Annotated in this window: 15 protein-coding genes; 9 read left to right on the forward strand and 6 right to left on the reverse strand. The window is 43.4% G+C overall.

What is annotated here, in order from left to right; genetic code table 11:
* The first annotated feature begins 157 nt into the window (after positions 1 to 157).
* On the forward strand, positions 158 to 1,252 hold the full coding sequence (locus QNH28_RS11000) for a glycosyltransferase family 2 protein (RefSeq protein ID WP_283911388.1): 1,095 nt from the start codon (positions 158 to 160) through the stop codon (positions 1,250 to 1,252).
* A gap of 1,221 nt (positions 1,253 to 2,473) precedes the next feature.
* On the opposite strand, the gene QNH28_RS11005 is transcribed toward QNH28_RS11000, so the two are convergent.
* Positions 2,474 to 4,084, reverse strand: a complete 1,611-nt coding sequence (locus tag QNH28_RS11005; protein ID WP_283911389.1) for a response regulator transcription factor — start codon at positions 4,082 to 4,084, stop codon at positions 2,474 to 2,476.
* A gap of 14 nt (positions 4,085 to 4,098) precedes the next feature.
* The gene (locus QNH28_RS11010; protein ID WP_283911390.1) at positions 4,099 to 5,763 is read right to left on the reverse strand and encodes a sensor histidine kinase; all 1,665 of its coding nucleotides are present in this window, start codon (positions 5,761 to 5,763) and stop codon (positions 4,099 to 4,101) included.
* Positions 5,764 to 6,077: 314 nt separating this feature from the next.
* On the opposite strand from QNH28_RS11010, the gene QNH28_RS11015 reads away from it, so the two are divergent.
* The 5 genes from QNH28_RS11015 (at position 6,078) to QNH28_RS11035 (ending at position 13,715) form a co-directional block, all read left to right on the forward strand.
* Entirely contained in the window at positions 6,078 to 7,682 is a 1,605-nt protein-coding gene (locus QNH28_RS11015; protein WP_283911391.1) for an extracellular solute-binding protein, read from the forward strand.
* 79 nt (positions 7,683 to 7,761) lie between these two features.
* Positions 7,762 to 8,685, forward strand: a complete 924-nt coding sequence (locus tag QNH28_RS11020) for an ABC transporter permease (RefSeq protein WP_283911392.1) — start codon at positions 7,762 to 7,764, stop codon at positions 8,683 to 8,685.
* Positions 8,686 to 8,703: 18 nt separating this feature from the next.
* Positions 8,704 to 9,627, forward strand: coding sequence for a carbohydrate ABC transporter permease (locus QNH28_RS11025; protein ID WP_283911393.1), 924 nt, complete (start codon positions 8,704 to 8,706; stop codon positions 9,625 to 9,627).
* A gap of 45 nt (positions 9,628 to 9,672) precedes the next feature.
* Positions 9,673 to 11,277, forward strand: coding sequence for an extracellular solute-binding protein (locus tag QNH28_RS11030; protein ID WP_283911394.1), 1,605 nt, complete (start codon positions 9,673 to 9,675; stop codon positions 11,275 to 11,277).
* 20 nt (positions 11,278 to 11,297) lie between these two features.
* Positions 11,298 to 13,715: a glycoside hydrolase family 31 protein gene (locus QNH28_RS11035; protein ID WP_283911395.1), complete on the forward strand. Its 2,418-nt coding sequence runs from the start codon at positions 11,298 to 11,300 to the stop codon at positions 13,713 to 13,715.
* 74 nt (positions 13,716 to 13,789) lie between these two features.
* Here QNH28_RS11035 and QNH28_RS11040 read toward each other — a convergent pair whose 3' ends face one another.
* The gene (locus tag QNH28_RS11040; RefSeq protein WP_283911396.1) at positions 13,790 to 15,133 is read right to left on the reverse strand and encodes a glycoside hydrolase family 30 protein; all 1,344 of its coding nucleotides are present in this window, start codon (positions 15,131 to 15,133) and stop codon (positions 13,790 to 13,792) included.
* Positions 15,134 to 15,210: 77 nt separating this feature from the next.
* Here QNH28_RS11040 and QNH28_RS11045 point away from each other — a divergent pair, with 77 nt between their 5' ends.
* Positions 15,211 to 16,062, forward strand: a complete 852-nt coding sequence (locus tag QNH28_RS11045) for an AraC family transcriptional regulator (protein ID WP_283911397.1) — start codon at positions 15,211 to 15,213, stop codon at positions 16,060 to 16,062.
* Between the two features lie 50 nt (positions 16,063 to 16,112).
* On the opposite strand, the gene QNH28_RS11050 is transcribed toward QNH28_RS11045, so the two are convergent.
* The 3 genes from QNH28_RS11050 to QNH28_RS11060 form a co-directional block, all read right to left on the reverse strand.
* A complete protein-coding gene (locus QNH28_RS11050) occupies positions 16,113 to 17,141 on the reverse strand; it encodes a glycosyltransferase family 4 protein (protein WP_283911398.1) in 1,029 nt (342 codons plus the stop codon).
* A 116-nt stretch (positions 17,142 to 17,257) separates the two neighbouring features.
* A complete protein-coding gene (locus QNH28_RS11055) occupies positions 17,258 to 18,079 on the reverse strand; it encodes a sugar phosphate isomerase/epimerase family protein (RefSeq protein ID WP_283911399.1) in 822 nt (273 codons plus the stop codon).
* A gap of 74 nt (positions 18,080 to 18,153) precedes the next feature.
* Positions 18,154 to 19,062, reverse strand: coding sequence for an alpha/beta fold hydrolase (locus QNH28_RS11060; RefSeq protein WP_283911400.1), 909 nt, complete (start codon positions 19,060 to 19,062; stop codon positions 18,154 to 18,156).
* Positions 19,063 to 19,415: 353 nt separating this feature from the next.
* On the opposite strand from QNH28_RS11060, the gene QNH28_RS11065 reads away from it, so the two are divergent.
* Together QNH28_RS11065 and QNH28_RS11070 are read left to right on the forward strand one after the other, a co-directional pair.
* Positions 19,416 to 21,485, forward strand: coding sequence for a bifunctional aldolase/short-chain dehydrogenase (locus QNH28_RS11065; protein ID WP_283911401.1), 2,070 nt, complete (start codon positions 19,416 to 19,418; stop codon positions 21,483 to 21,485).
* 40 nt (positions 21,486 to 21,525) lie between these two features.
* Entirely contained in the window at positions 21,526 to 22,284 is a 759-nt protein-coding gene (locus tag QNH28_RS11070) for a DeoR/GlpR family DNA-binding transcription regulator (RefSeq protein WP_283911402.1), read from the forward strand.
* The last annotated feature ends 12 nt before the right edge of the window (positions 22,285 to 22,296 follow it).

Below are 22,296 nucleotides of genomic sequence, written 5' to 3' on the forward strand. Positions count from 1 at the left end.
TTTCTTATGAAAATAAAAATTATAAGATTCACACTATACATAGCCCTTATTTTCTGAAGTTCTTCATTATCGGCCGGGATAGATAGGGATTCCATTTCACTAACCCTGCATATCAATATAGAAAGAAATTTTAAACAAAACGCTTAGGAGGGCGAGTATGGTCACGATTAGCTTATGTATGATTGTACGAAATGAAGAAAAAAGCTTGCATAGATGTTTGTCTAGTATTGCAAGTCTTGTAGAAGAAGTGGTTATCGTGGATACAGGCTCGACGGATAAGACGAAAGAGATTGCATTGTCCTTCGGAGCTGTGATTTATGATTTCGAATGGATCGATAATTTTAGTGCCGCACGTAATTTTGCCTTCAGTAAAGCTACTCAGGAGTATATTTTGTGGCTGGATGCGGATGACTATATAAAGGAAGCGGATCAGATTCTGTTTAAAAAGCTAAAAGAGATTCTGCCAAAACATATCCATAGCGTGAATATGCAGTATAATCTGGCTTTTGACGAGGCGGGAAATGTCACAGCTAGCTTGCGTCGGAATCGGCTCGTTCGCCGGAGCTGTAATTTTCAATGGATTGGTCCAGTACATGAATATTTAGAGGTAAGTGGTCCTTCATTCAGTAGTGATGTTTGTGTTACCCATGAGAAGGATAAGGAATATACAGACCGTAATTTGCGGATTTACCAAAAAAGAGTGGCCGAGGGTGAAACATTCTCTCCAAGAGATCAGTATTATTATGCGAATGAATTACGGGATCATGCCTTGAATGAAGAGGCTTGCAAATACTACGAGCTGTTTTTGACGGGTGGGCAGGGCTGGATAGAGGATAATTTTCAAGCTTGCTTAAGACTTGCCGAATGCAGGGAACGGTTGGGGGATAAAGATGGTGCATTTGAAGCGTTATGCAGAACGTTACAGTACGATAAACCACGTTCAGAGTTCTGCTGCCGACTTGGGGCCCTTCTTCTGGAAAAAGGGCAGTTGCAACCAGCGACATATTGGTATGAGCTTGCGATAAATCTGCCGCGGGATAACGATTCGATGGGCATGAAGAATGGGATATTTTATACCTGGCTACCGCATCTTCAATTGGCACTCTGTTATGATCGTCTCGGCCAACACGAGGTAGCAAATCATCATAATGAAATGGCGCTGAACTTTTATCCGTCTCATCCTAGCATGTTATATAATCGCACTTATTTTAAAAATTTGCTTGGCGATAAATATGTAGCGTTTCAAGCTTAACTTAGTAAAAGAGGTGCCCCAGCTCTTAGGATTATAACTGCTGGGGCACTTACATGTTTTTGGAGCTTGTAAGATTACTGGTAGTGGAGAGCCTTCCCATGTTCCCCGGCAAGCTTCGCTGATTAGCTCCAGATTTCCGCGTACGAAGTAGCTATCGGACTCAGCTGACCTTAAACGCGCCATAATGCCACATTTGGAAATCTATCGGACCGCATAGTCGCTATTGGACTAAAACACACCCGATTTGAAGCAATTTCGAAGGAATAGCTGCACTGGAGTCCGAAACTGTGCTCAAAAGGCGATAAATGTGCAAATAACGTCATCTGAGTCCGGAAGCATGATGGGGTGAGCGCGGGGCGGGTGATTACTGGTGGTGTGGTGCTTTTCCCTTGATCCGCGGGCAAGCTTCGCTGATTCACTCGGATTTCCGCGTACGAAGTAGCTATCGGACTCAGCTGACCTTAAACGCGCCATAATGCCACATTTGGAAATCTATCGGACCGCATAGTCATTATTGGACTAAAACACACCCGATTTGAAGCAATTTCGAAGGAATAGCTGCACTGGAGTCCGAAACTGTGGTTAAAAGGCGATAAATGTGCAAATAACGTCATCTGAGTCCGGAAGCATGATGGGGGTGAGAGCGGGGCGGGTGATTACTGGTGGTGTGGTGCTTTTCCCTTGATCCGCGGGCAAGCTTCGCTTATTAGCTCCAGATTTCCGCGTACGAAGTAGCTATCGGACCCAGCTGACCTTAAACGCGCCATAATGCCACATTTGGAAATCTAACGGACCGCATAGTCGCTATTGGCCTGAAACACACTTGATTTGGAGCTGTTTCTAAGGAATAGCTGCACTGGAGTCCGAAACTGTGGTCAAAAGGCGATAAATGTGCAAATAACGTCATCTGAGTCCGGAAGCATGATGGGGGTGAGCGCGGAGCTGGTGATTACTGTGTGTAAGAGTAAGGTCAGTAGTGTAAGATTCCGGCAGCGTATAAGTAAGGGCGTGGCGGATGATTAATGTGGAGTAAGGTCAGTAGTGTAAGATTCCGGCAGCGTATGAGTAAGGGCGTGGCGGATGATTACTATGTGTAAGAGTAAGGTAGGGGTAACTGATTCCCGGCAGCGTAGGAGTAAAGGTAGATGGTAATTAATATATTTAAGGTATCCAAAAGAGGATAAGCCAGCAACCATGAACTGGTCGCTGGCTTATCCTCTTTTAATATGCTGGATTGTATTGCTGTTCCTTTTTATAGTCGTTGGGAGGAAGGCCAACCTCTTGTTTGAAAAGCTTGGAGAAATAGGAGTAGTTGTTATAACCTACTTTGTTTGCGACGGTGTAGACAGACATATTTGTGGTTTCCAATAGATGCTTAGCGGCCGTGATTCTAACTTGGATGACGTAGCTGCCTAATGAAACACCCGTTTCTCGTTTAAATATTCTTGCCAGATAATCAGGATTAAGATATACAATTTCGGCTAAATCATTTCGCGTCAGATCATCGCCGTAATGGGAATGAATGTATTGTTTGATTTCTTCTGCGACGGATTTGGTCTGTGCAGCAAAGTCACGGTAGTTCATAGCTGTTGTGACTAGATATTTAAGATATTCTTCCATATCCTCAATCGAATTCAGAGAGTGCTTGGTTAATTTATCGTTAGTCTTGCCGGAGTATAATTTGTGCGACCGTATCCCTTTGAGGTTGAGAAATGAATAGACTAGCTGAACAATATCTAAGCGGAACAAGCTAAGAACAGAGGTCTCCAGTGTTCTATTGTTCAGCATAACCTTTAAATAGTGCGTAACTTCCTCAAGAAAAATAGTGAATTGATTCTGGTTCAGCAGCTCTTCCAAATGGGCAAGATCCGGTGGCGTGTAGCCTGTTTTATTTTGATAGAGATAGGCTTCCACCAAAAAGGTCTGATTTCTGCACCGCGTAATTTCTTCATCCATAGTCAGAGATTGTTTCAGAACATTTCCCACATGATTTAGTTTATCGTATAAACCAATATTGCAGCAGACGTCACACTTTAAATAAGGATTAGCCTTTTGAATAAAGGAAGTGCATAATTCTTCAAGCAACAGCGTGTCTGGTGCCTGATTCCATTTTAATAAGGCGATCCAATTATAATCTTTATATTCCAGAATGCTCTCAATGGTAAAGCAAGGACTCTTAAACAATTCGTATAATACGTTCAGCAGGGCAAAATCAAAAAGATCCTTCTCTTCTTTTCCCATGCTGCCGTTGTATGGAAATAAGTTGAAGATTAAAGGCTGCAGGGTATCACTCATTTGATAGGAGAGGTTTTGTTCTTCAATCGCTTGGGTGATGTCTGCTAATTTAATCGGAAATGATGTACTCCCACTAACCAGTTTGCGCCAAAAATGCTCGAGAATCTTCGCCTGATTTTTTTGCCAAAAGTAACCGCCTTGAATGGCTTTTTCGTTTCTTTGCTGTTCTTTTGCCTGTGTGATAGCTTTTTGGATGATCAGCATCAGCTTATCAAATTCGATGGGCTTCAGAAAATATTCAAAGCTTTGCAATTCAATCGCTTTCTGCGCATAGTTGAAATCCGCATAATTGGTAAGAAGAATCGTCTGAATACTATAATTCCCCTCGCGAATCCACGCCAGTAATTCCAGGCCGCTGCCCTGCGGCATTTCAATATCCGAAATCAGAATTTGAACAGAATGCTTTTCTATTATTTCGCGTGCTTGAGCGACATTATTAGCCGTATAAACAGTATCTATATGTAGCGATTCCCAATCTATTCTCTTTTGCAATGCGGCAATAACATAAAAGTCATCATCAACAAGCAGTACATTCATAGTTAGCTCTCCATTCATTTAGATTTATTAGGAAGCTCCGGAAGAGATAAGATTACACTAGCGCCGCCGCTCTCCAAATTGGAGAAGGTGATGGTCGCTCTTTTTAAATACAGATATTCCAGTCTTTTAAGCGTATTCATAATGCCGATCTGGGTACCGTTGATTTGATCTAAGGGCTCTCCAAGATTAAGCTTCTCTAACACTTGCGGTGGAAAACCGGGACCGGTGTCGGTGAGCTGGATAACGAGCATTTCTTCCTGTTCCATCTGTAATCGTTGTACGGAAAGCCTGATCTCTACTTCATGTTCTCGTGAAATCGCATATTTAATTGAATTTTCGATGAAGGTTTGCAGTACTAACGGTGGAATTTCCACACGGCTTGCCTGATCCTCCTGATCAATATAGTAAATAAATGCATCCTGATAACGTTGCTTTTGAATTTCTAGATAAGTCCGGACATGCTCAATTTCATCCTCTAGCCGTACAAAATTCTCACCATTTTGAAAAATATAACGGAAATATTTCGACGTAGACAACGTCATATTCTCAATTTCTTTATACATTTGAATTTGGGCCATGCTATAGATGCTAGTCAAGCAGTTCAAGAAAAAGTGGGGCTTGATCTGAAGCTTCATATAGTCCAGCTGTATCCGCTGCTTCTCCAGTTCCTGCTCGTACATAGCGATCTTAAAGGTTTTGATTTGTTCAATTAATCCTTTAAACTGTGTATTTGCCTGCTCTAGCTCTATGATCTCACTGCTTTTAAAATCTGCGGGCTGCCCAGCTTCATTAATGAATGCAAGGTTTTCAGAGAAGCTTTGAATTGGGCCCAGTACTCTTTTTTTGAAAAAGAGTAGAACGATGCATAAAGTGGAGGTCACGATGAAGAAGAGTAGCATAATAAGCAGCTGAGCAATCATGATTTTTTCGAATATGCCATATTTAATGACCATTTTGGTGCTGAAAGTGGTGTCCGAGAACGCGCTGTTGATTGTTGTACGCGATTGCAAAAGATTAGAGAATCCCCCATTTTCCGTTATCAGCTTTCCGCTGTTGGATATCGGACTGGTTAAAGGCCGTTCATGCTCATCCACGAGAGAAACATACCCATTAGCACCAAGATTAATCTGACGTAGAGGACGGATCAGATTATCGGCAGAGATCAGTCCAATTAAATACCGATTGTAATAGGGAACGATATTAATTACATAGTAGTGGTTGTTTACAAGGATAGGTGTCCATTTGGAATAAAACTTCTCATACATCTCCTTATCATCAATATAAGAAATAATCTTCGTTTTGAGCGCTCTGTAATCCGTATACGTCACGCTGATCGGTGCACAATTTAAAAAGTAGTTCTCATTTTTCAAATAGTAGAAGAAGTTATACTCATGTCCGTAGTTTTTTTGCAGCTCGGTAAAGCGTTTATGCAGATTATCATTTGCCTTCAAGAACTCGATACTATTGACCCCGTAAGTATTCATCGCAAGTAAGCTCTCATCGTTACCAAGCGTCCAGCCCATGTAATGATTAATATAGGCAAAATCATGATTGATACGATTGATGTAGAGTGCAGCGGTATCCTGTAAATTTCGAGTGGACTGCTGCTTAACGATGGAAATGGAAGTAATGCTGATCGCTAAATCCAGAATAAGGACTGTGAATGAAACCAACATCATGACTTTTATATAATGGCGAATGGGGTAGGTTTTGTGTTCCGCTGTTTTTTTGGTCATAAAATCATTATAAAACCTCTGCGGAAAAAAAACAGGAGAACTCTCGAACGATTTACTGTAAAGTCCGGAAAGCACATACAGAAGTCGGAATACTGTTATGAAATATCCTTAAGCGAAGGCTTTAGATTTTGTATTTTTTGTAAGCGGATTCAAAGGTCTGGATAACCATCTTAAAGTGTCCGGAATACGAAAAAATAAGTAGTTATGATTAAGCTATTCAGATGCACTTTGATTAATTGAAATGGGGGATTAAGAAGATGAGTCAACACAGTAAGAAAAAGACGGCAAAGAAATGGACTGTGGGTCTACTGGCTGCTGCTATGGTATTTGGTATTGCTGGCTGCGGCGGAAAAGACGGGAATAATGCTGCGACTAGTGAGACGAGCAGTTACAACAAAGAAGGGCTGCCGATTGTAAATGAGCCTATAACTCTTAAGGTACTGACCGTACGTTGGGGAAGCATGGGAGACACGTTTACGCAGAATCAATGGCTAAAGGATCTGGAAAAAAATACGAATGTCAAAATCGAATGGCAAGTGATGTCCTCCAATGACTGGGCCGAACAGAAGTCCATTCTGCTGGCTAGCGGTACACTTCCAGATATTATCCTAGGCAATCAAACCTTCGGAGATTCCGATATCGTTAATAATCTAAGTTTTTTCCGCCCGTTAGATGATTATATTGATAAAAATATGCCAAATCTTAAAGCGGCCATGGAAGAAACGCCTGAACTGAAAAAAATTAGCACCTTCCCTGATGGCAAAATCTACTCTCTGCCAACAAGACTTCCATCGCGTCCAAAAAGCTCACGTCAGCCTGTAATTAACAAGACCTGGCTCGACAAATTGGGTTTGAAGGTACCTGAAACGATTGATGAGCTATACAACGTGCTAAAAGCCTTTAAAGAACAAGATCCAAATGGAAATGGCAAACAAGATGAGATTCCATTTATTGAAATTGGTAATGATTTGATCAGTCCTTTCGGAATTGCCGACTTGAATAACAACAATATGATCATCAAGGATGGAAAAGCGATATATTTCCCTGTTTCGGAGGAGTTCAAAGAAGGTCTCAAATGGGAAAATAAATTGTATGCGGAAGGGTTGCTAGACAAAGAGGTATTTACACAGGATGACACGATGAGATCAGCCAAGTTCCAAAATCCGGATGCTCCTATTGTGGGCTTTACTTACCAGTGGACCCCGGACGCTGTATTTGGTAAATGGAGCGATCAATATGTGACGATTCCGCCGATTGCTGGACCGGATGGTAAACGTTATACGATTGGTAATCCAATTGGGATGAATCTTAATCGTAATGAATTGCTGATTACTACTTCGAGTAAGTATCCAGAGGTTGCTGCGCGTTGGGCAGATCAGTTCTACACGAACGAAGCGAGCATTCAGAATTTCTGGGGTGCAATTGGAACTGTAATTAAGAAGAATGATGACAGCACCTATACATTGATGGATCCACCTGCTGGAACCAGCGCAGATGCCTGGTACTGGGATCAGTCTCTTCGAGATTTCGGGCCGAAATATGTGAGCCCGTCCTTTGAACAGAAAATTGTTCTTAATCCTGAAAGTGGGGATGGACTGAAGCTGCAGCTAGATAAGCTGGGTAGTGAATTTGTAACAGAGCCTTTCCCTAACGTTATGTACACCTCCGAGGAGTTCGAGGAGCTGCCAACCTTGACCACGGATATCGACGGTTATGTGAATACAATGCGCGCCCAATTTATTAGCAAAGGTGGAATTGACGAAGGCTGGGATGATTATGTCAAACAGCTAAATAAAATGGGGCTTGAAAAATTAGTTAAGATTCGCACAGATGCGTACAGTCGTTACATGAGTGTGAAATAAACTATTGATCTTTCGAAAAAGGTGCTGCCCTGCATAAATTTGTAGGGTAGCATTCTCTATTTAAAAAGGAGGGGATGTCATGAAATCTGATCCAATTCGTTTGAGTCGGAAATTCGGACAAATCAAACAAAACTGGGGTCTGTATACTTTGCTTTTTCCTGCAGTAGTCCTTACGTTGTTATTCGCATATAAACCAATGTATGGGGTGCTCATAGCTTTCAAGGATTATAGCCCGGCATTAGGAATTGGCGGAAGTCCATGGGCCGGATTCAAATACTTCGAGAAGTTCTTTAATTCCTATCAATTTTCAGCAACCATTAAAAATACGCTAGTCATCAGTGTGTACAGTCTGATTACGTTTCCGATTCCAATTATACTGGCGCTGATGGTTAACCAGATGAGACCAAACCGTTTTAGACGATTTTTTCAGACCGTATCCTATATGCCACACTTTATCTCCACGGTAGTTATGGTGGGCTTAATGATGATTTTGTTCTCACCTAGCACCGGTCTGCTGGGGAATATGTATAGTCTTTTTGGAAAAGAAGCGCCTGATCTTATGGGCTCTGCCGGGTTATTCAGTAGTGTGTACGTCTGGTCGGATGTGTGGCAGCATGTTGGCTGGGACAGTATTATCTTTATCGCTGCGCTCTCCGCTGTTGACCCTAGCTTGTACGAGGCCGCAACCGTGGACGGCGCAAGTCGGATGCATAAAATTCGTTATATCGATATTCCGATGTTGATGCCAACAGCGATAACATTGCTTATCCTGCGGGTCGGGGGACTGCTTGGGGTTGGATTTGAAAAAGTGTACTTAATGCAAAATGATTTGAACATCACTTCAAGTGAGATTCTGTCCACATATGTCTACAAAATTGGTCTGCTCAGCAGCCAGTACAGCTTTTCGTCGGCGATTAACTTGTTCAACACGGTCATTAATTTTATTTTATTGATTATGGTCAATCAGATTTCTAAAAAATTAAGCGAAAATAGCTTGTGGTAGAAGGGGAGGAGCATTGAAATGGGAGGTTTAGAGACAGCGACTAAAGGAAATGTAGGAAAAATAAAGAAGAATCGCTCTTCGGATACTATAATGGAAATAGTGATGTATGTAATATCGGCAATTTTTCTAGTTATCCTGATCTATCCGCTGTATTTTATCGTCATTGCTTCGTTCAGTGATCCTTCGGCGGTAGCAGGAGGTCAAGTCTGGCTATTTCCTAAAGGGTTTACATTTGATGGTTACAAAGAGCTACTGCGGCATGATAATATTTGGATCGGGTATTGGAACACCATCCTGTACACGGTGGTTGGGACTGCAATCGGCTTAGTAGTAAATATCTCAGCAGCCTATGCGTTGTCAAGAAAGGACCTTGTGGGGCGGAAATATATTTCGCTGTTTTTCATCTTTACAATGTTCTTTAATGGGGGGTTGATTCCTACCTTTTTAACGGTTCGTGATTTTCATCTATATGATACTTTCTTAGTTATGGTACTGCCTTTCGCAGTGGGAGTCTTTAATATCATAGTGGCACGAACTTTTTTCCAGACAAGTATTCCGGGAGATTTATGGGAAGCAGCGCAAATTGATGGTTGTGGCAATCTCCGTTATTTTGCACAGATAGTTTTACCGCTGTCGAAGGCTATTATTGCAGTGTTGGGTTTATGGATCGCTGTCGGTTACTGGAATTCATATTTTAATGCCTTGATTTATTTGAAAAATCCTAATATGTATCCTTTGCAGCTGATTCTGCGAAATATTCTGATCACCAATCAGATGCAATCTGGTATGGGAACCGGTGAAGCTGCACAAATCGCACTACGGCTTGCCAATATGATGCGGTATTCAGTTATTATCGTGGCTACTGTTCCAATTATGTGTGTATACCCATTTGTGCAAAAATACTTTAACCAAGGCGTAATGATCGGCGCAGTGAAGGAATAATCTCATATACTTTTCTACTAACATTTGTGAGGGAGCAAGACCGTAATGAATAAGCAACCCAAAAACAGTATCTATAGAACAATCACCGTCATTCTTCTAGTGACAACGTTGCTTGCTAGCCTTACAGCCTGTAAAGGGGACAAAGAAGTAAACGCTGTTGAAACTGATCCGGGTCAATTTAATAAAGAAGGTTTGCCAATAGTGGATAATCCCGTGACGCTGAAAGTTCTAACGGTTCGGTGGGGAAGCATGGGAGATGATTTTATTCAGAATCAATGGCTCAAGGATTTGGAAAAGCACACGAATGTCAAAATTGAATGGCAGGTGATGTCTTCCAATGATTGGAGTGAACGGAAGTCGATTATGCTGGCAAGTGGTACACTTCCAGATATCATTTTAGGGAGTCAGACTTTCGGGGATTCGGATATCGTTAATAATTTAAGCTTATTTCGGCCACTCGATGACTATATCGAAAAGCATATGCCTAATCTCAAAGCAGCTATGGAAGAAACACCTGAAATGAGAAAAATCAGCACTTTTCCTGACGGGAAAATCTATTCTCTGCCTGCAAGATTACCCTCACGTCCTAAAAGCTCGCGCCAACCTGTGATTAACAAAACCTGGTTAGATCATTTGGGATTGAAGGTTCCCGATACGATTGATGATCTCTACAACGTGCTTAAAGCGTTCAAAGAACGTGATCCGAATGGGAACGGACAACAGGATGAAATTCCTGTTATCGAATTAAGTAATGATCTTATCAGTCCCTTCGGGATCGCGGATTTGAATAATAACTTTATGGTGGTCAAAGACGGAAAAGCGGTTTATTACCCGATTTCAGAGGAATACAAAGAAGGGCTTAAATGGGAGCATAAATTATTTACTGATGGGTTGCTTGATACAGAGCTATTCACTCAAGACGAGACAATGAGGTCGGCCAAATTTCTTAATCCGGATGCTCCGATTGTAGGCTTTTCGTATCAGTGGACCCCGGATGCCGTGTTTGGCAAATGGAGCGATCAATATGTGACCATTCCTCCGATTGCAGGGCCGGATGGTAAGCGCTACACCGTAGGAAATCCGTATGGAATGAATCTGGAACGCAACGAGCTGTTGATCACCACTTCTTGCAAATTTCCAGAGATTGCCGCCCGCTGGGCCGATCAGTTCTACACTAATGAAGCAAGCATTCAGAATTTCTGGGGAGCGATAGACACCGTTATTAAGAAAAATGACAACGGTTCGTATACATTGATGGACCCACCGGCTGGCACCAGTGCTGATGCCTGGTATTGGGATCAGTCACTCCGGGATTTCGGACCGAAATATGTTAGTCCAGTGTTTGAAAAATCCATTTTTCTAAACCCTAAAACCGGAGATGGACTGAAGCTGCAGCTCGATAAGCTGGGAAGTGAATATACAATTCCACCTTTCCCTAATGTAATGTACACCGCAGAAGAGTTTCAGGAGTTGCCGACCTTGGCCACCGATATTGATAGTTACGTAGATACAATGCGCGCTCAGTTTATAATTACAGGTGAAATCGACGAGGGCTGGGCTGATTATGTGAAACAACTGCGGGGAATGGGGCTGGATAAGCTGGTTAAAATTCGAACCGATGCTTACAGTCGTTATGTGAATTTAGAATAGAAAGAAGAGAGGGTCACCCGATGGAACATACGATGAAAGAGCCAAATCCTTTGGCGATCCCATTAAAGCTGCACGCTGAACCATGTGGTAAAGCTGACGCGATTATTCAGGGGGAGTGTTATCGATTCACTGTATTAACTCCTGAACTTATCCGGATGGAATACAGCGAGAAAGGGTATTTCGAAAATCGGGCTTCGCAGACCGTTGTGAATCGCAATTTTCCCGTTCCAGAATTTCGTGTAATTGATCTGGGAAACAAGCTTGAGTTGATTACAGACCGCCTGCATCTATCTTATGATAAGAAGCCTTTCTCCAGGCATGGCCTCAGTATTCGAGTAAGAAACGAAGCGGGTCATCTAATGAGTGTCTGGAATTACGGTGATCCAGTACAAGACTTGAGAGGGACGGCACGCACACTGGATAATGCTGATGGTGTTATTCCACTAGAGCACGGACTCCTCTCGCGTTCCGGATTTACGTTAGTGGATGACAGCAGCTCCCTTGTACTTGAAGAGGATGGACGGGTCGAACTGCGGTTACAGGAAGGTCTCGACTTTTATTTTTTTGGCTATGGTCATGATTATTTAAAATGCTTAAAGGATTTCTATCATCTTTGCGGTCGTACACCCCTATTGCCACGTTATGCACTTGGCAACTGGTGGAGCCGATATTATCCATATTCAGAAGTAGAATATAAAGCGTTAATCGAACGTTTTGAGCATGAGCAAATTCCTTTTTCCGTCGCAGTTATGGATATGGATTGGCATCTCGTTCATATCGATCCACAGTATGGCAGTGGCTGGACGGGCTATACATGGAACAAGGAGCTGTTCCCTGACCCGCAGGAATTTCTATCATGGCTGCATGAAAAAGGGCTTCGAGTGACGCTCAACGTACATCCTGCAGATGGTATAAGGGCGTTTGAAGATCCATATTTAGCGATTGCTGCGGAGATGGGCATGGACCCGGAAAAAGGGGATGCTGTGGAATTTGACATCACGGATCCGAATTTTTTACGGGCATATTTTAAGTTTCTACATCATCCACTAGAGGATGAAGGTGTGGATTTCTGGTGGATTGATTGGCAGCAGGGTGGAGTGACTAAAGTACCGGGACTAGATCCGCTCTGGATGCTGAACCATTATCACTATCTAGACAGCGGTCGGCGAGGGAACAGGAAGCTTACTTTTTCCCGTTATGCAGGTCTAGGCAGCCATCGTTATCCTGTGGGATTCTCTGGAGATACCATTGTGACTTGGGAGTCGCTGAATTTCCAGCCTTATTTCACAGCCAATGCCGCAAACGTCGGTTATGGTTGGTGGAGTCATGATATCGGTGGCCATATGAACGGTTATTTAGACGATGAATTGGCGATGCGCTGGGTACAATTCGGTGTGTTTTCACCGATTCTACGGTTACATAGTTCTGCTAGTGCCTTCAACAGCAAGGAGCCGTGGCGGTTCAACAAGATTGCCGAAGATGTAATGAAGGATTGCCTGCGCTTGCGGCATAGTTTACTTCCCTATCTGTATACGATGAATCGTTATGCCAGCCGCGATAGTCTTCCGCTAGTTCGGCCGATATATTATCATCATGCGCAGCGGAATGAAGCCTATGAAGTGCCAAATGAATATTACTTCGGTTCTGAACTCATTGTGTGTCCCATTACCCAGCCGGTCAACTCCAAGGTAGGCGTTGCCGAATTCAAGGCTTGGCTACCTGATGGAATCTGGATAGATTTCTTTAACGGAAGGGTGTACGACGGTGGAAGAAAGCTTTCTCTTTATCGTAATCTGGAGAGCATTCCAGCATTAGCGAAAGCGGGTGCTATCGTTCCTATGGCGGATCTGACGGAATATACCTCTTCAGTCGATAATCCGAGGCATATGGAGGTCCGTGTGTTTGCTGGAGGCAATGGTCATTTTCATCTCTGGGAGGATGCGGGTGATACTGCAGAGGACCGGGATGAGCAATGGTGCGACACGGAAATGGTTTTGGAAATAGAAGAGAGAGCTAGCTTCAAGATACTTCCTGCCCGGGGAAACACAGAAGCTGTGCCTGAACGACGGTCATGGAAGTTATCCTTTGTCGGCTTTGCGGATACAAGGGTCCAGGTCTTCGTTGGTGGTACAGAAATCACAGCAGAAATGGGATACGACGAAGCTACACACACACTAACGGTCATGATCTCGGATCTAGCGGTGGACCAAGCTCTGGAGGTGAAGTTCGCAGATGCTCGGATAGCTGTGAATTCAGTAGATGATGAGGTGTTCAACCTACTGAACCGTGCGCAAATTCTTTTTCAATTGAAAGAGCAAATTTACCGTGTAGTCAAAGAATCAGCAACACCGATGGTAGCACTGGGATCTCTTGCTTCAATGGAGCTTGAACATACGCTGTACGGAGCATTATGTGAGATTCTGACGGCTAGGCTATAACATCTTTTTTCACTTATTAAACAAAAGGAGGTTCTTTCTATGCGATTGGCATAGGGAGAACCTCCTTTATCTTTTTACTTTATTAGCAGTGTTTGAATGGCATGAGCCGGAATCATGTTCTCAGCCAAGTTGTCATGGAAGCGCAGAGTGAATGGAAGCTCTTGTTCTGTGCGATTCATAACGATAACAGCAATAGTGCCATCTGGGTTACGGAAAGCTGTAGTTTCAAGCTTATCGGTATATTTGGAATGACCAATGCGTTTAGCACCCGGACGAATATATTTACTGAAATGCCCGATGTAATAGAAGGAGCTCTCAAATGTAATTTCATCGTTTTTCGTATCCCCGATAATCGGAGCATCGCAGTAGTTACCAACATGGTTAGGTCCACCTTGCTCGTCCAAAACAATATTCCAGTCGGTCCAGCTCGACATCCAGTTATTCAGATTGCCAATGATGTCATGGCCGTAACGTTCACCGGTGTTCCATGAGCCGAGATGAACGCCACCTTCTTGACAGCCTTCGCTGAAGAAAAGCTTTTTGTCCGGAAAGCGATCATGTACGGCAGATAGGGCTTCGAAGTGATCGCCGGAGTACCAGTGGAAGCAAATTCCCCAAATGTATTTGGAAGCTTCTTGATCTTCGAACGCAACCTTGGCACGGTCATACACGCGCTCCTTGTTATGATCCCAGATCATCACCTTTACATGAGTCAAACCAGCTTGTTCCAAGGCAGGTCCCAAGTAATCACGAACAAAATCCTTTTCTTCTTCGGCGGTATAAAGGCAAGAATCCCATATTTGTACAGCCTTTGCTTCGTTCTGAACACTAACGGCCCAAATATCGATGCCTTCAGCCGCGTAAGCCTGAATATATTTTACGAACATGTTGGCCCAAGCCTCACGGTATTCAGGCTTAAGTGCTCCACCACCGTTCATTTGACCGTTCGTCTTCATAAAAGCAGGTGGACTCCAAGGGGAAGAGAACAAACGGAAATCTTCACCAACAGCTGCTGCAGCATTTTTAATTAGGGGGATAATTGACTCTTGATCTCTGGAAATACCGAACGAATGCAGTTCAGCATCACCTTCTTCTACATAAGCATAGTTGCCCAGTGAGAAGTCACAGCTCTGGATATGCGAGCGGCAAAGAGTGTACCCAATTCCGTGCTCAGGATCAAAATAAGCGTCGATGATTTCTTTCTGTTTAGCTTCACTTAGTTTAGCGATGGTAACAGCAGAAGCCTCTGTAAGTGCACCACCGAAACCTTCAATTTCCTGATACTCCAGATCATCATAAATATTGATGAGCTCTGATTCGACGCCTGACGTATCGGGAATGAAGATCAGAGGGTCTTTTTCTGTCAGACGGTCGGTAGTTTCTTTTGCTGTTTGAATGACGCGAACAATTTTACTCATAAGGGTTGGTATCCTCCTGTACATATAAATTCTGTCTTTATTATAGAAGGAGATTCATTGCCCTTTGAAGAAACAATATGGCTAAGAACCTCAACAATCTGGTCATCACTACTATGAGAAGAGGATTAAATGCTATGGAAACTAATAGTGTCCAAATAAGTCTTTGCGGCTTTATCCGTCATACTCAGCCTTTTCGGCAATTATATCGCAGTGGGCTGGATACCTATATCATCAGGCTGCAAGCAGAAGGGGAATGTGAAGTGCTGATCGATGGAGACATGGTAACCGTGGTGCCTGGTGATCTGTTATTATTTAAGCCCCAAGATATATATGATTTGAGAATCGGTGAAAAGAAAAGTCCTCTGGGACATAGTGTGGACTATTTTGTAATGTGTACAGGGGAATGGGTGGATCACTGGTGGAACCTGCGTGAAAGACCGAAGAAAATTAGAATTGCGGATGATGGCAAGCTGCAAAGTATATGGCAACAGCTTGATTTGGAGAATAGAAGACTAGATGGGGGTAGCCCAGAAATACTTGAAGCGCTGTTTAAAGCGTTATGTTTGCTATTAGATCGGGCCATTGAAGAGGCTCCTGCTTCATCATCAGCGTCGCTCCTACACGGACTTAAGATGAAGAGTTATGTGGAAGAGCATGCTACATCAGAGTTCAGGCTAAAGGACGTAGCTGCTCATGCCGGAATTAGTGTAACGAGGGCCGTACATTTATTCAAAATTCAATTTGGCTACTCTATTATGCAATATGCTGGGCAAATTCGCCTTGCTATGGCACTAAGGTTGATGGACAATACCAATTACACCTTAGAGCGAATTGCAGAGGAGACGGGGTTCGGAAGCTACACCTATTTCCACAGAGTATTTCGGGAACGTTATGGTGTCTCGCCAGGCATCTATCGAAAGAGAGAGTAGGTGTAGAATTATAAAAAAACAGCAAATCTCATCCAGAGACTTGCTGTTTTTTATAATATATCTCTAATCGCTTCTTCAAATAACTTGACACTATTTTCCCATGTCCATCTGTGTGAAGATCTTTCGCCCTGTGCTGCTAATTTTGTTCTTAAGTTTGGGTCTCGAATTAAACGGATGACATCTTCACCAAGCCGATTCTCATAACGATAAGAGAGTAGACAGTTCTTCTCATGACGTGCGTATTCCATATTACCACCAGAATAAACACAGACAAGAGCTGCGCCACACCTCATGGCTTCAAGTCCTGGTAAAGAACCCGTATCAAAAATACTTGAACTAACAAAGATATCCGCACCGTTGTAATGGTAACAGAGCTCCTCATCATTCGCTGGCGTGAAGAATCGATATTTGCCGGTGGCTTTCATTCTTTGGAGAACTTCTGAAGTGTTGAACTCATCGGGCGGACTGATAAAGTTAATATTTACATGGGGACATTGATTTTTCACGTGATCCAGCTGCTCTATAAGATAGTCTTGCTCACGGTGCCATGAGAAACCACGTTCTGCTTTTCTTAAGATAGCTGTTATGTTTAAAGGCTCCTGAAGACTGTGACGAATATTTATATTCTTAAAGGAGGAGCTAATGCCAATCGGTACGATGTTGCCTGTAATCCCATGATTTAAGCGAATCAACTCCTGCTGCCAATGCGATAAAACGATTAGATGTTCGGTGACATGATAAGAAGGAAACGACAGTGAACTATCTGGTAAAAAAGGTGGTTCATAACATAAAGACAATCTTACATGAATTCCTTTTCCTTGATTACTAGCTGCTTGAGAGGTAGGGACTGTCGTATAAAAATTAGAAACAATAACGTCCCCTGAGGGATAGTCTTGTTCTTGAAGTGTCATATGTGTGGTACGGATTAAGGTTGAGTTGACAGCATAGGATACAACACCATCCACTGGCATGAGGATAGTAACCTGATGCCCCATAGCTGTTAGCCCATTGGTGAGCTCTACCAGCATGCGTTGAGCCCCGCCATGAGATAAGGTCAGAATAGGGAATGTGAATCTCATCGATAATCCCGTCCCTTCCAAGTTAGGGCTATAATCGTCAAGCGATGTGATTCAATCGTTATGTTTCTTATTTTATTCAATTCGCTTAGAAAGGTACCGATATAGTTTGAAAAGCATTATTTTGCCATAGGAGCTAGTTTCTTTAGTAAAGCAACAGTATCATTAATCTCATGCCCCTTGATATCCTCTAATGACACGTCGATCATTGGCTTGAATTTTTGGAGTTTGCTCAGGAAAGCTTCGGTATGAAACTGCCCTCCACCAGCCTTACCGTGGTAAATTCTCTCTCCATCTTGATAGATGTCTTTTAAATGTGCCAGAATAATCCGATCCCCGAACAACCTGAAGGCGTCATCAACAATTAGATCCTGCGTATCTACAGCGTCACCAATAAAATTGCATGGATCCAAGACAACGCCAATATTGCTTGAGGGAACTTCATCTAAGATGCGGCGCATCTTGTCTGGTGAAGAAAGAGTATGCGTGCAGACCCCCTCGAGCCCCAGAAAAACACCCCATTTTTCAGCTTCCTCCGCAAGCTCTTGTACAGTGGCCCTTAATATATCCCAGCCGATATTTTCGTAATGGAGCGGATCTTGTGCTTGAAAAGTAGTCAGAGCGCCCGTTTCCGTAGCGACCATAGGTGCACCGAGTTGGCGGGCATACCGCAGATGCTCTTTAAAGCGATCTATTTCTAATCTCCGAAGGTGAGGATCTGGGTGGATGGGATTGATGTAACAGCCTAAGACTCCGATACGTATCCCTGCTCTGTCAAATTGTTCGCTAATATAGTTTGCGAGACCAGGACTTAATTTACCTGTGGAAGTGTCAATGTCCTGAATGGCTTTTGACAAAGCCAGTTGAACAAAATCGATATCATAATTCTGAAGCGTCGCAGTCAAAGATTTGAGGGGTAAGCAACCAAATGTATGCGCCAAAGTTCCGTATCTAATGGTAATCATCTCCTTATGTAGGTTGGGTAAGCTTAATTAAAAACATAATAGTAGCGCTTTCATATAGATGCAAGTGATTTATCATTATCGTCAGTCAGGAAATTGATGATCTCAGTGTTTACTCTATCCGGTTGCTCGTGATTAATCCCGTGTCCCGCATGGGGGATGACTTGGTAATGGAACTTTCCATCTTCTAAAAGATTTATGAAATCCTTCGATTGTTTTAACGCGTGTTCTCCAACTAGAAAATAGAGCTTATCTCTGACTGCAACTGCGGCGTTTTTATCGTATGGATGAAGCTTATGCACAAACATAGCTTGTTGATTATGAGTTCGCATTAAAAGGATCAGATGAGCAGCTATTGCTGGATGGTTGTCAAATAAAGGGGAGTTAGGTGCGCTTAACTTCTTCAGTACTTTTAGTAAATTGCGATCCGTTGGAATTAGAATCTCCGGGAACATCATCATTATGGTTTGGATCATGGCTTTGATCGGCGCAGTAACCATCCCGCCCTCCAAACATATGACACGGTTCACTTTGTCCGGTTGCTTGGTCGCATAATTAAAAGCAATATAGGCGCCATTGGATACACCCGCGATATTAAAGAAGTCTATACTTAGATGCGTCACTATTTCATTAATCCATTCCACCTGCTCAAACTTCTGTTTGTTAAAATGCTCGTTAGGTATGCTTTTTCCGGGTCCGCCCAACGTATCAACTGCGATGCAATAAAAATGCTTCGATAAGTCCTCGATGTTTAAAATCCACATGACCGCCGAGTTATCACCAACGCCATGAAACAGTAGTAAAGGTGGATTACTCTTTTGACCAGTAAGGATACAATGCGTCAGCCCATAGGTAGTGGGAATATCTATCTCCTCAAGGGGAATAGGCCACTGCTCAACCATCTGCTCATAGGAGTGCCACACTCGTTCTTGCGCCTGGGCATTCTTAAAGCTATTTACCATCACAAACCTCCTTATTCAAAATACAACATTTTCATCTTATGCCAATTAGTATACTACGAGAGTGCGGAAGCGAGAGAGAGAAATAGAAACATTACTGTGAAAAAGAGGGGGAAGAGGATAAGTGTATTTTGTCGTTGTACTGAATAGTGGGGGTGAAGGAGTTGCTAATTGGCAACTCTTTTTTTGTTTTTAATAAAGGAATTTCAGTTCATCCAAGAAGGATTCGTCTGAATTGTGAAATAAATTTTAAATTTTGTTGAAAACGCTCTATTCAAACAGAAACAAATAGATTAAAATCAAAACAAACAAAAATAAACAGAAAAATAAACATTCAAAAACGGAGGTATTCACAAATGGTACAAAGTTTATGGGATTCTGCACGGGAAAAAGTCATCAGCGGTGGTCTGGATGCACTGGTCTATCGCTCCAACCTGTTGGGTGAAGATCGTAGAGTCTGTAATTTTGGAGGAGGGAATACCTCTAGTAAGACAATAGAATTGGATTTCCGTGGTCGTGAAGTAGAAGTAATGTGGGTGAAGGGTAGCGGCTCTGACCTGGCTACGATGAAAGCAGGCAATTTTACCGGATTGCGGCTTGAGGATATTGCGCCTTTGTTTGATCTGGAGGAAATGCCTGATGAGGAAATGGTGGCTTACCTCGCGAATTGTATGATTGATCCAAAGCATCCGCGTGCTTCTATTGAGACGCTGCTGCATGCTTTTTTACCATTCAAACATGTAGATCATACACATCCTGATGCGATTATCAGCTTGTGTTGTGCTCATAACGGGAAAGATATTGCGCGGGAAATTTATGGGAACCGTTTCGTATGGGTGCCTTACATCCGTCCTGGGTTCACTTTATCCAAAATGATCGCTGAAGGCGTACTTGCTAATCCACAAGCAGAATTGGTGTTGATGGAGAAGCATGGTCTGGTGACTTGGGGAGATACGCCGGAAGCTTGTTACGCGAAGACGATCTCTATCATTAATGAAGCGGAGCGTTACATCCAAGATAGAATTGAAGATGAGAACCTGTTCGGAGGTCGCAAATCGGAAGCACTTCCGGAAGAAGAGCGTCGGGCTGTAGCGGCGGCTGTAATGCCACTGATTAGAGGCGCAGTTAGTGATGAGCGTAAAATGATACTGACCTTCGATGATGCAGAGGATGTGCTGCGTTTTGTAGGTGGAGTTAACTCGGAGAAACTATCCAGTGTAGGTGCAGCTTGTCCGGATCATTTGGTACATACCAAAATGCTTCCATTATTTGTGAATTGGGAACCGAATGCCAATGATATTGATGGCTTGAAGAAGAAGCTGAAAGAAGCGATTACTGCTTACAAAGAGCAGTACAAAGCTTACTTCGATCGTAATAAGCATGAGGGAGATGTAATGTTCGAAGCCGCGCCGCGTGTGATCCTGATTCCCGGAGTTGGAATGATCAACACTGGAAAAAGCTGGAGCAACTCCAAGATCAGCGGAGCCTTGTATCACCGTGCGATTGCTGTTATGCGCGGAGCTACCGCACTGGGAGATTTCGTCTCTCTTAGTGAGAACGAATCGTACAATGTGGAATATTGGCCTTTGGAATTATATAAATTGTCACTGGCACCAGCAGAAGCAGAATTCTCACGTAAGGTTGCGTTCATTACGGGTGGGGCAGGAGGGATCGGGAGCGAAACCGCTCGTCGTCTAGTGTCCGAAGGGGCGCATGTTGTGCTGGCTGACCTCAATCTGGAGGGCGCCCAGAAAATTGCCGCGGAGATTAATGATAAATACGGTGAGAATCGTGCGTTCGCTGTTAAAATGGATGTAACGCAGGAGGAGCAGGTTACCGCAGCTTATGCGGATACAGCACTATTTTATGGCGGAGTAGATATTATTGTGAACAATGCAGGGCTTGCAACTTCGAGTCCTTTTGACGAGACTTCATTAAAAGAGTGGAACTTGAACATTTCCGTGCTAGGCACAGGTTATTTCCTCGTTGCACGCGAAGCCTTTAAGGTGATGAAGGAACAAAAAATTGGCGGAAGTATGGTATTTATTGGCTCGAAAAACTCCATATTTGCTGGGAAAAGCGTCTCGGCTTACAGCTCTGCCAAAGCACTCGAAGCACATTTGGCTCGCTGTATTGCAGCTGAAGGTGGAGAATTCGGTATTCGCGCCAATACAATTTTGCCGGATGCTATTCTACAAGGCTCTGCGATTTGGAATTCGAATTGGCGGAATGAACGCGCGGCTGCTTACGGAATTGAACCGGATCAACTAGAGGAGCATTATCGTAAACGCACAACACTGCTTGTAAATATTTATCCACGTGATATTGCTGAAGGCGTTGCCTTTTTCGCTTCATCCAAGTCAGAGAAGACTACGGGCTGCATGCTGACGATTGACGGTGGAGTGCCGGCAGCTTTTACTAGATAACAGGAAGATGGAATATAGATAGACATAACGGAGGGAAGCCATGCTGATTGCAGACAGATATGAAAGAATCGTAGAGCTAGTGAATGAACGTGGCAGCATCCGTGTCTCGGAACTGAGTACATTATGCCAAGTGACGGAGGAGACCATCCGCCGGGATCTTGATCGCTTGGAAAAGGCGGGGAGGCTGCTACGCTCTCATGGTGGTGCAGTCAGTCTGCGTGATCGTCAACCAGAGACGCCATATGCTGAACGTGAGATTATGAACGCAGCAGAGAAGCAGCGGATTGCTCGTGAGGCTGTGATGATGATCAAGCCGGGAGATCGGATTTTGCTGGATGCTAGTACCACTGCATGGTATATGGCCTCACATTTGCCGGATATGCCACTAACTGTACTGACTAACTCTATTAGGGTAGCTGCGGAGTTAAGTGGGAAGGAACGCATAGATGTGATCTCAACAGGTGGTCAGCTGAGCCGCAGATCGATGTCCTTTGTTGGACATTTAGCAGAGCGTTCGCTTGAGTTGTATCATGTGGATAAGATGTTTTTTTCCTGCAAAGGATTTCATCTCGAACGTGGCGCGAGTGAATCGAATGAGCTGCAAGCGATGGTGAAGCGAAAGATGATTTCTATCGCGGAGCAGGTCATCCTACTTTGTGACTCCAGCAAATTCGGAATTCAAGCGTTCACACATGTTGCTGCAACTAGTGAACTGGATGTTGTGATTACGGATTACAGCCCCGGTGCAGACCAGCTAAAGCAGCTACAGGAGCTGAACATCGCAATAACGACCGTTTAGAAAATAGTGTTG

This window comes from Paenibacillus sp. G2S3 (genome assembly GCF_030123105.1).
In the GTDB taxonomy this organism is placed as follows: domain Bacteria; phylum Bacillota; class Bacilli; order Paenibacillales; family Paenibacillaceae; genus Paenibacillus_AQ.

Bases quoted from the DNA above. Each gene is read 5' to 3' on its own strand.
- QNH28_RS11065 (WP_283911401.1), top strand. From the start codon at position 19,416: ATGGTACAAAGTTTATGGGATTCTGCACGGGAAAAAGTCATCAGCGGT.
- QNH28_RS11000 (WP_283911388.1), top strand. From the start codon at position 158: ATGGTCACGATTAGCTTATGTATGATTGTACGAAATGAAGAAAAAAGC.
- QNH28_RS11070 (WP_283911402.1), top strand. From the start codon at position 21,526: ATGCTGATTGCAGACAGATATGAAAGAATCGTAGAGCTAGTGAATGAA.
- QNH28_RS11045 (WP_283911397.1), top strand. From the start codon at position 15,211: ATGGCTAAGAACCTCAACAATCTGGTCATCACTACTATGAGAAGAGGA.
- QNH28_RS11050 (WP_283911398.1), bottom strand. From the start codon at position 17,141: ATGAGATTCACATTCCCTATTCTGACCTTATCTCATGGCGGGGCTCAA.
- QNH28_RS11005 (WP_283911389.1), bottom strand. From the start codon at position 4,084: ATGAATGTACTGCTTGTTGATGATGACTTTTATGTTATTGCCGCATTG.
- QNH28_RS11030 (WP_283911394.1), top strand. From the start codon at position 9,673: ATGAATAAGCAACCCAAAAACAGTATCTATAGAACAATCACCGTCATT.
- QNH28_RS11015 (WP_283911391.1), top strand. From the start codon at position 6,078: ATGAGTCAACACAGTAAGAAAAAGACGGCAAAGAAATGGACTGTGGGT.
- QNH28_RS11040 (WP_283911396.1), bottom strand. From the start codon at position 15,133: ATGAGTAAAATTGTTCGCGTCATTCAAACAGCAAAAGAAACTACCGAC.
- QNH28_RS11060 (WP_283911400.1), bottom strand. From the start codon at position 19,062: ATGGTAAATAGCTTTAAGAATGCCCAGGCGCAAGAACGAGTGTGGCAC.
- QNH28_RS11010 (WP_283911390.1), bottom strand. From the start codon at position 5,763: ATGATGTTGGTTTCATTCACAGTCCTTATTCTGGATTTAGCGATCAGC.
- QNH28_RS11025 (WP_283911393.1), top strand. From the start codon at position 8,704: ATGGGAGGTTTAGAGACAGCGACTAAAGGAAATGTAGGAAAAATAAAG.
- QNH28_RS11035 (WP_283911395.1), top strand. From the start codon at position 11,298: ATGGAACATACGATGAAAGAGCCAAATCCTTTGGCGATCCCATTAAAG.
- QNH28_RS11020 (WP_283911392.1), top strand. From the start codon at position 7,762: ATGAAATCTGATCCAATTCGTTTGAGTCGGAAATTCGGACAAATCAAA.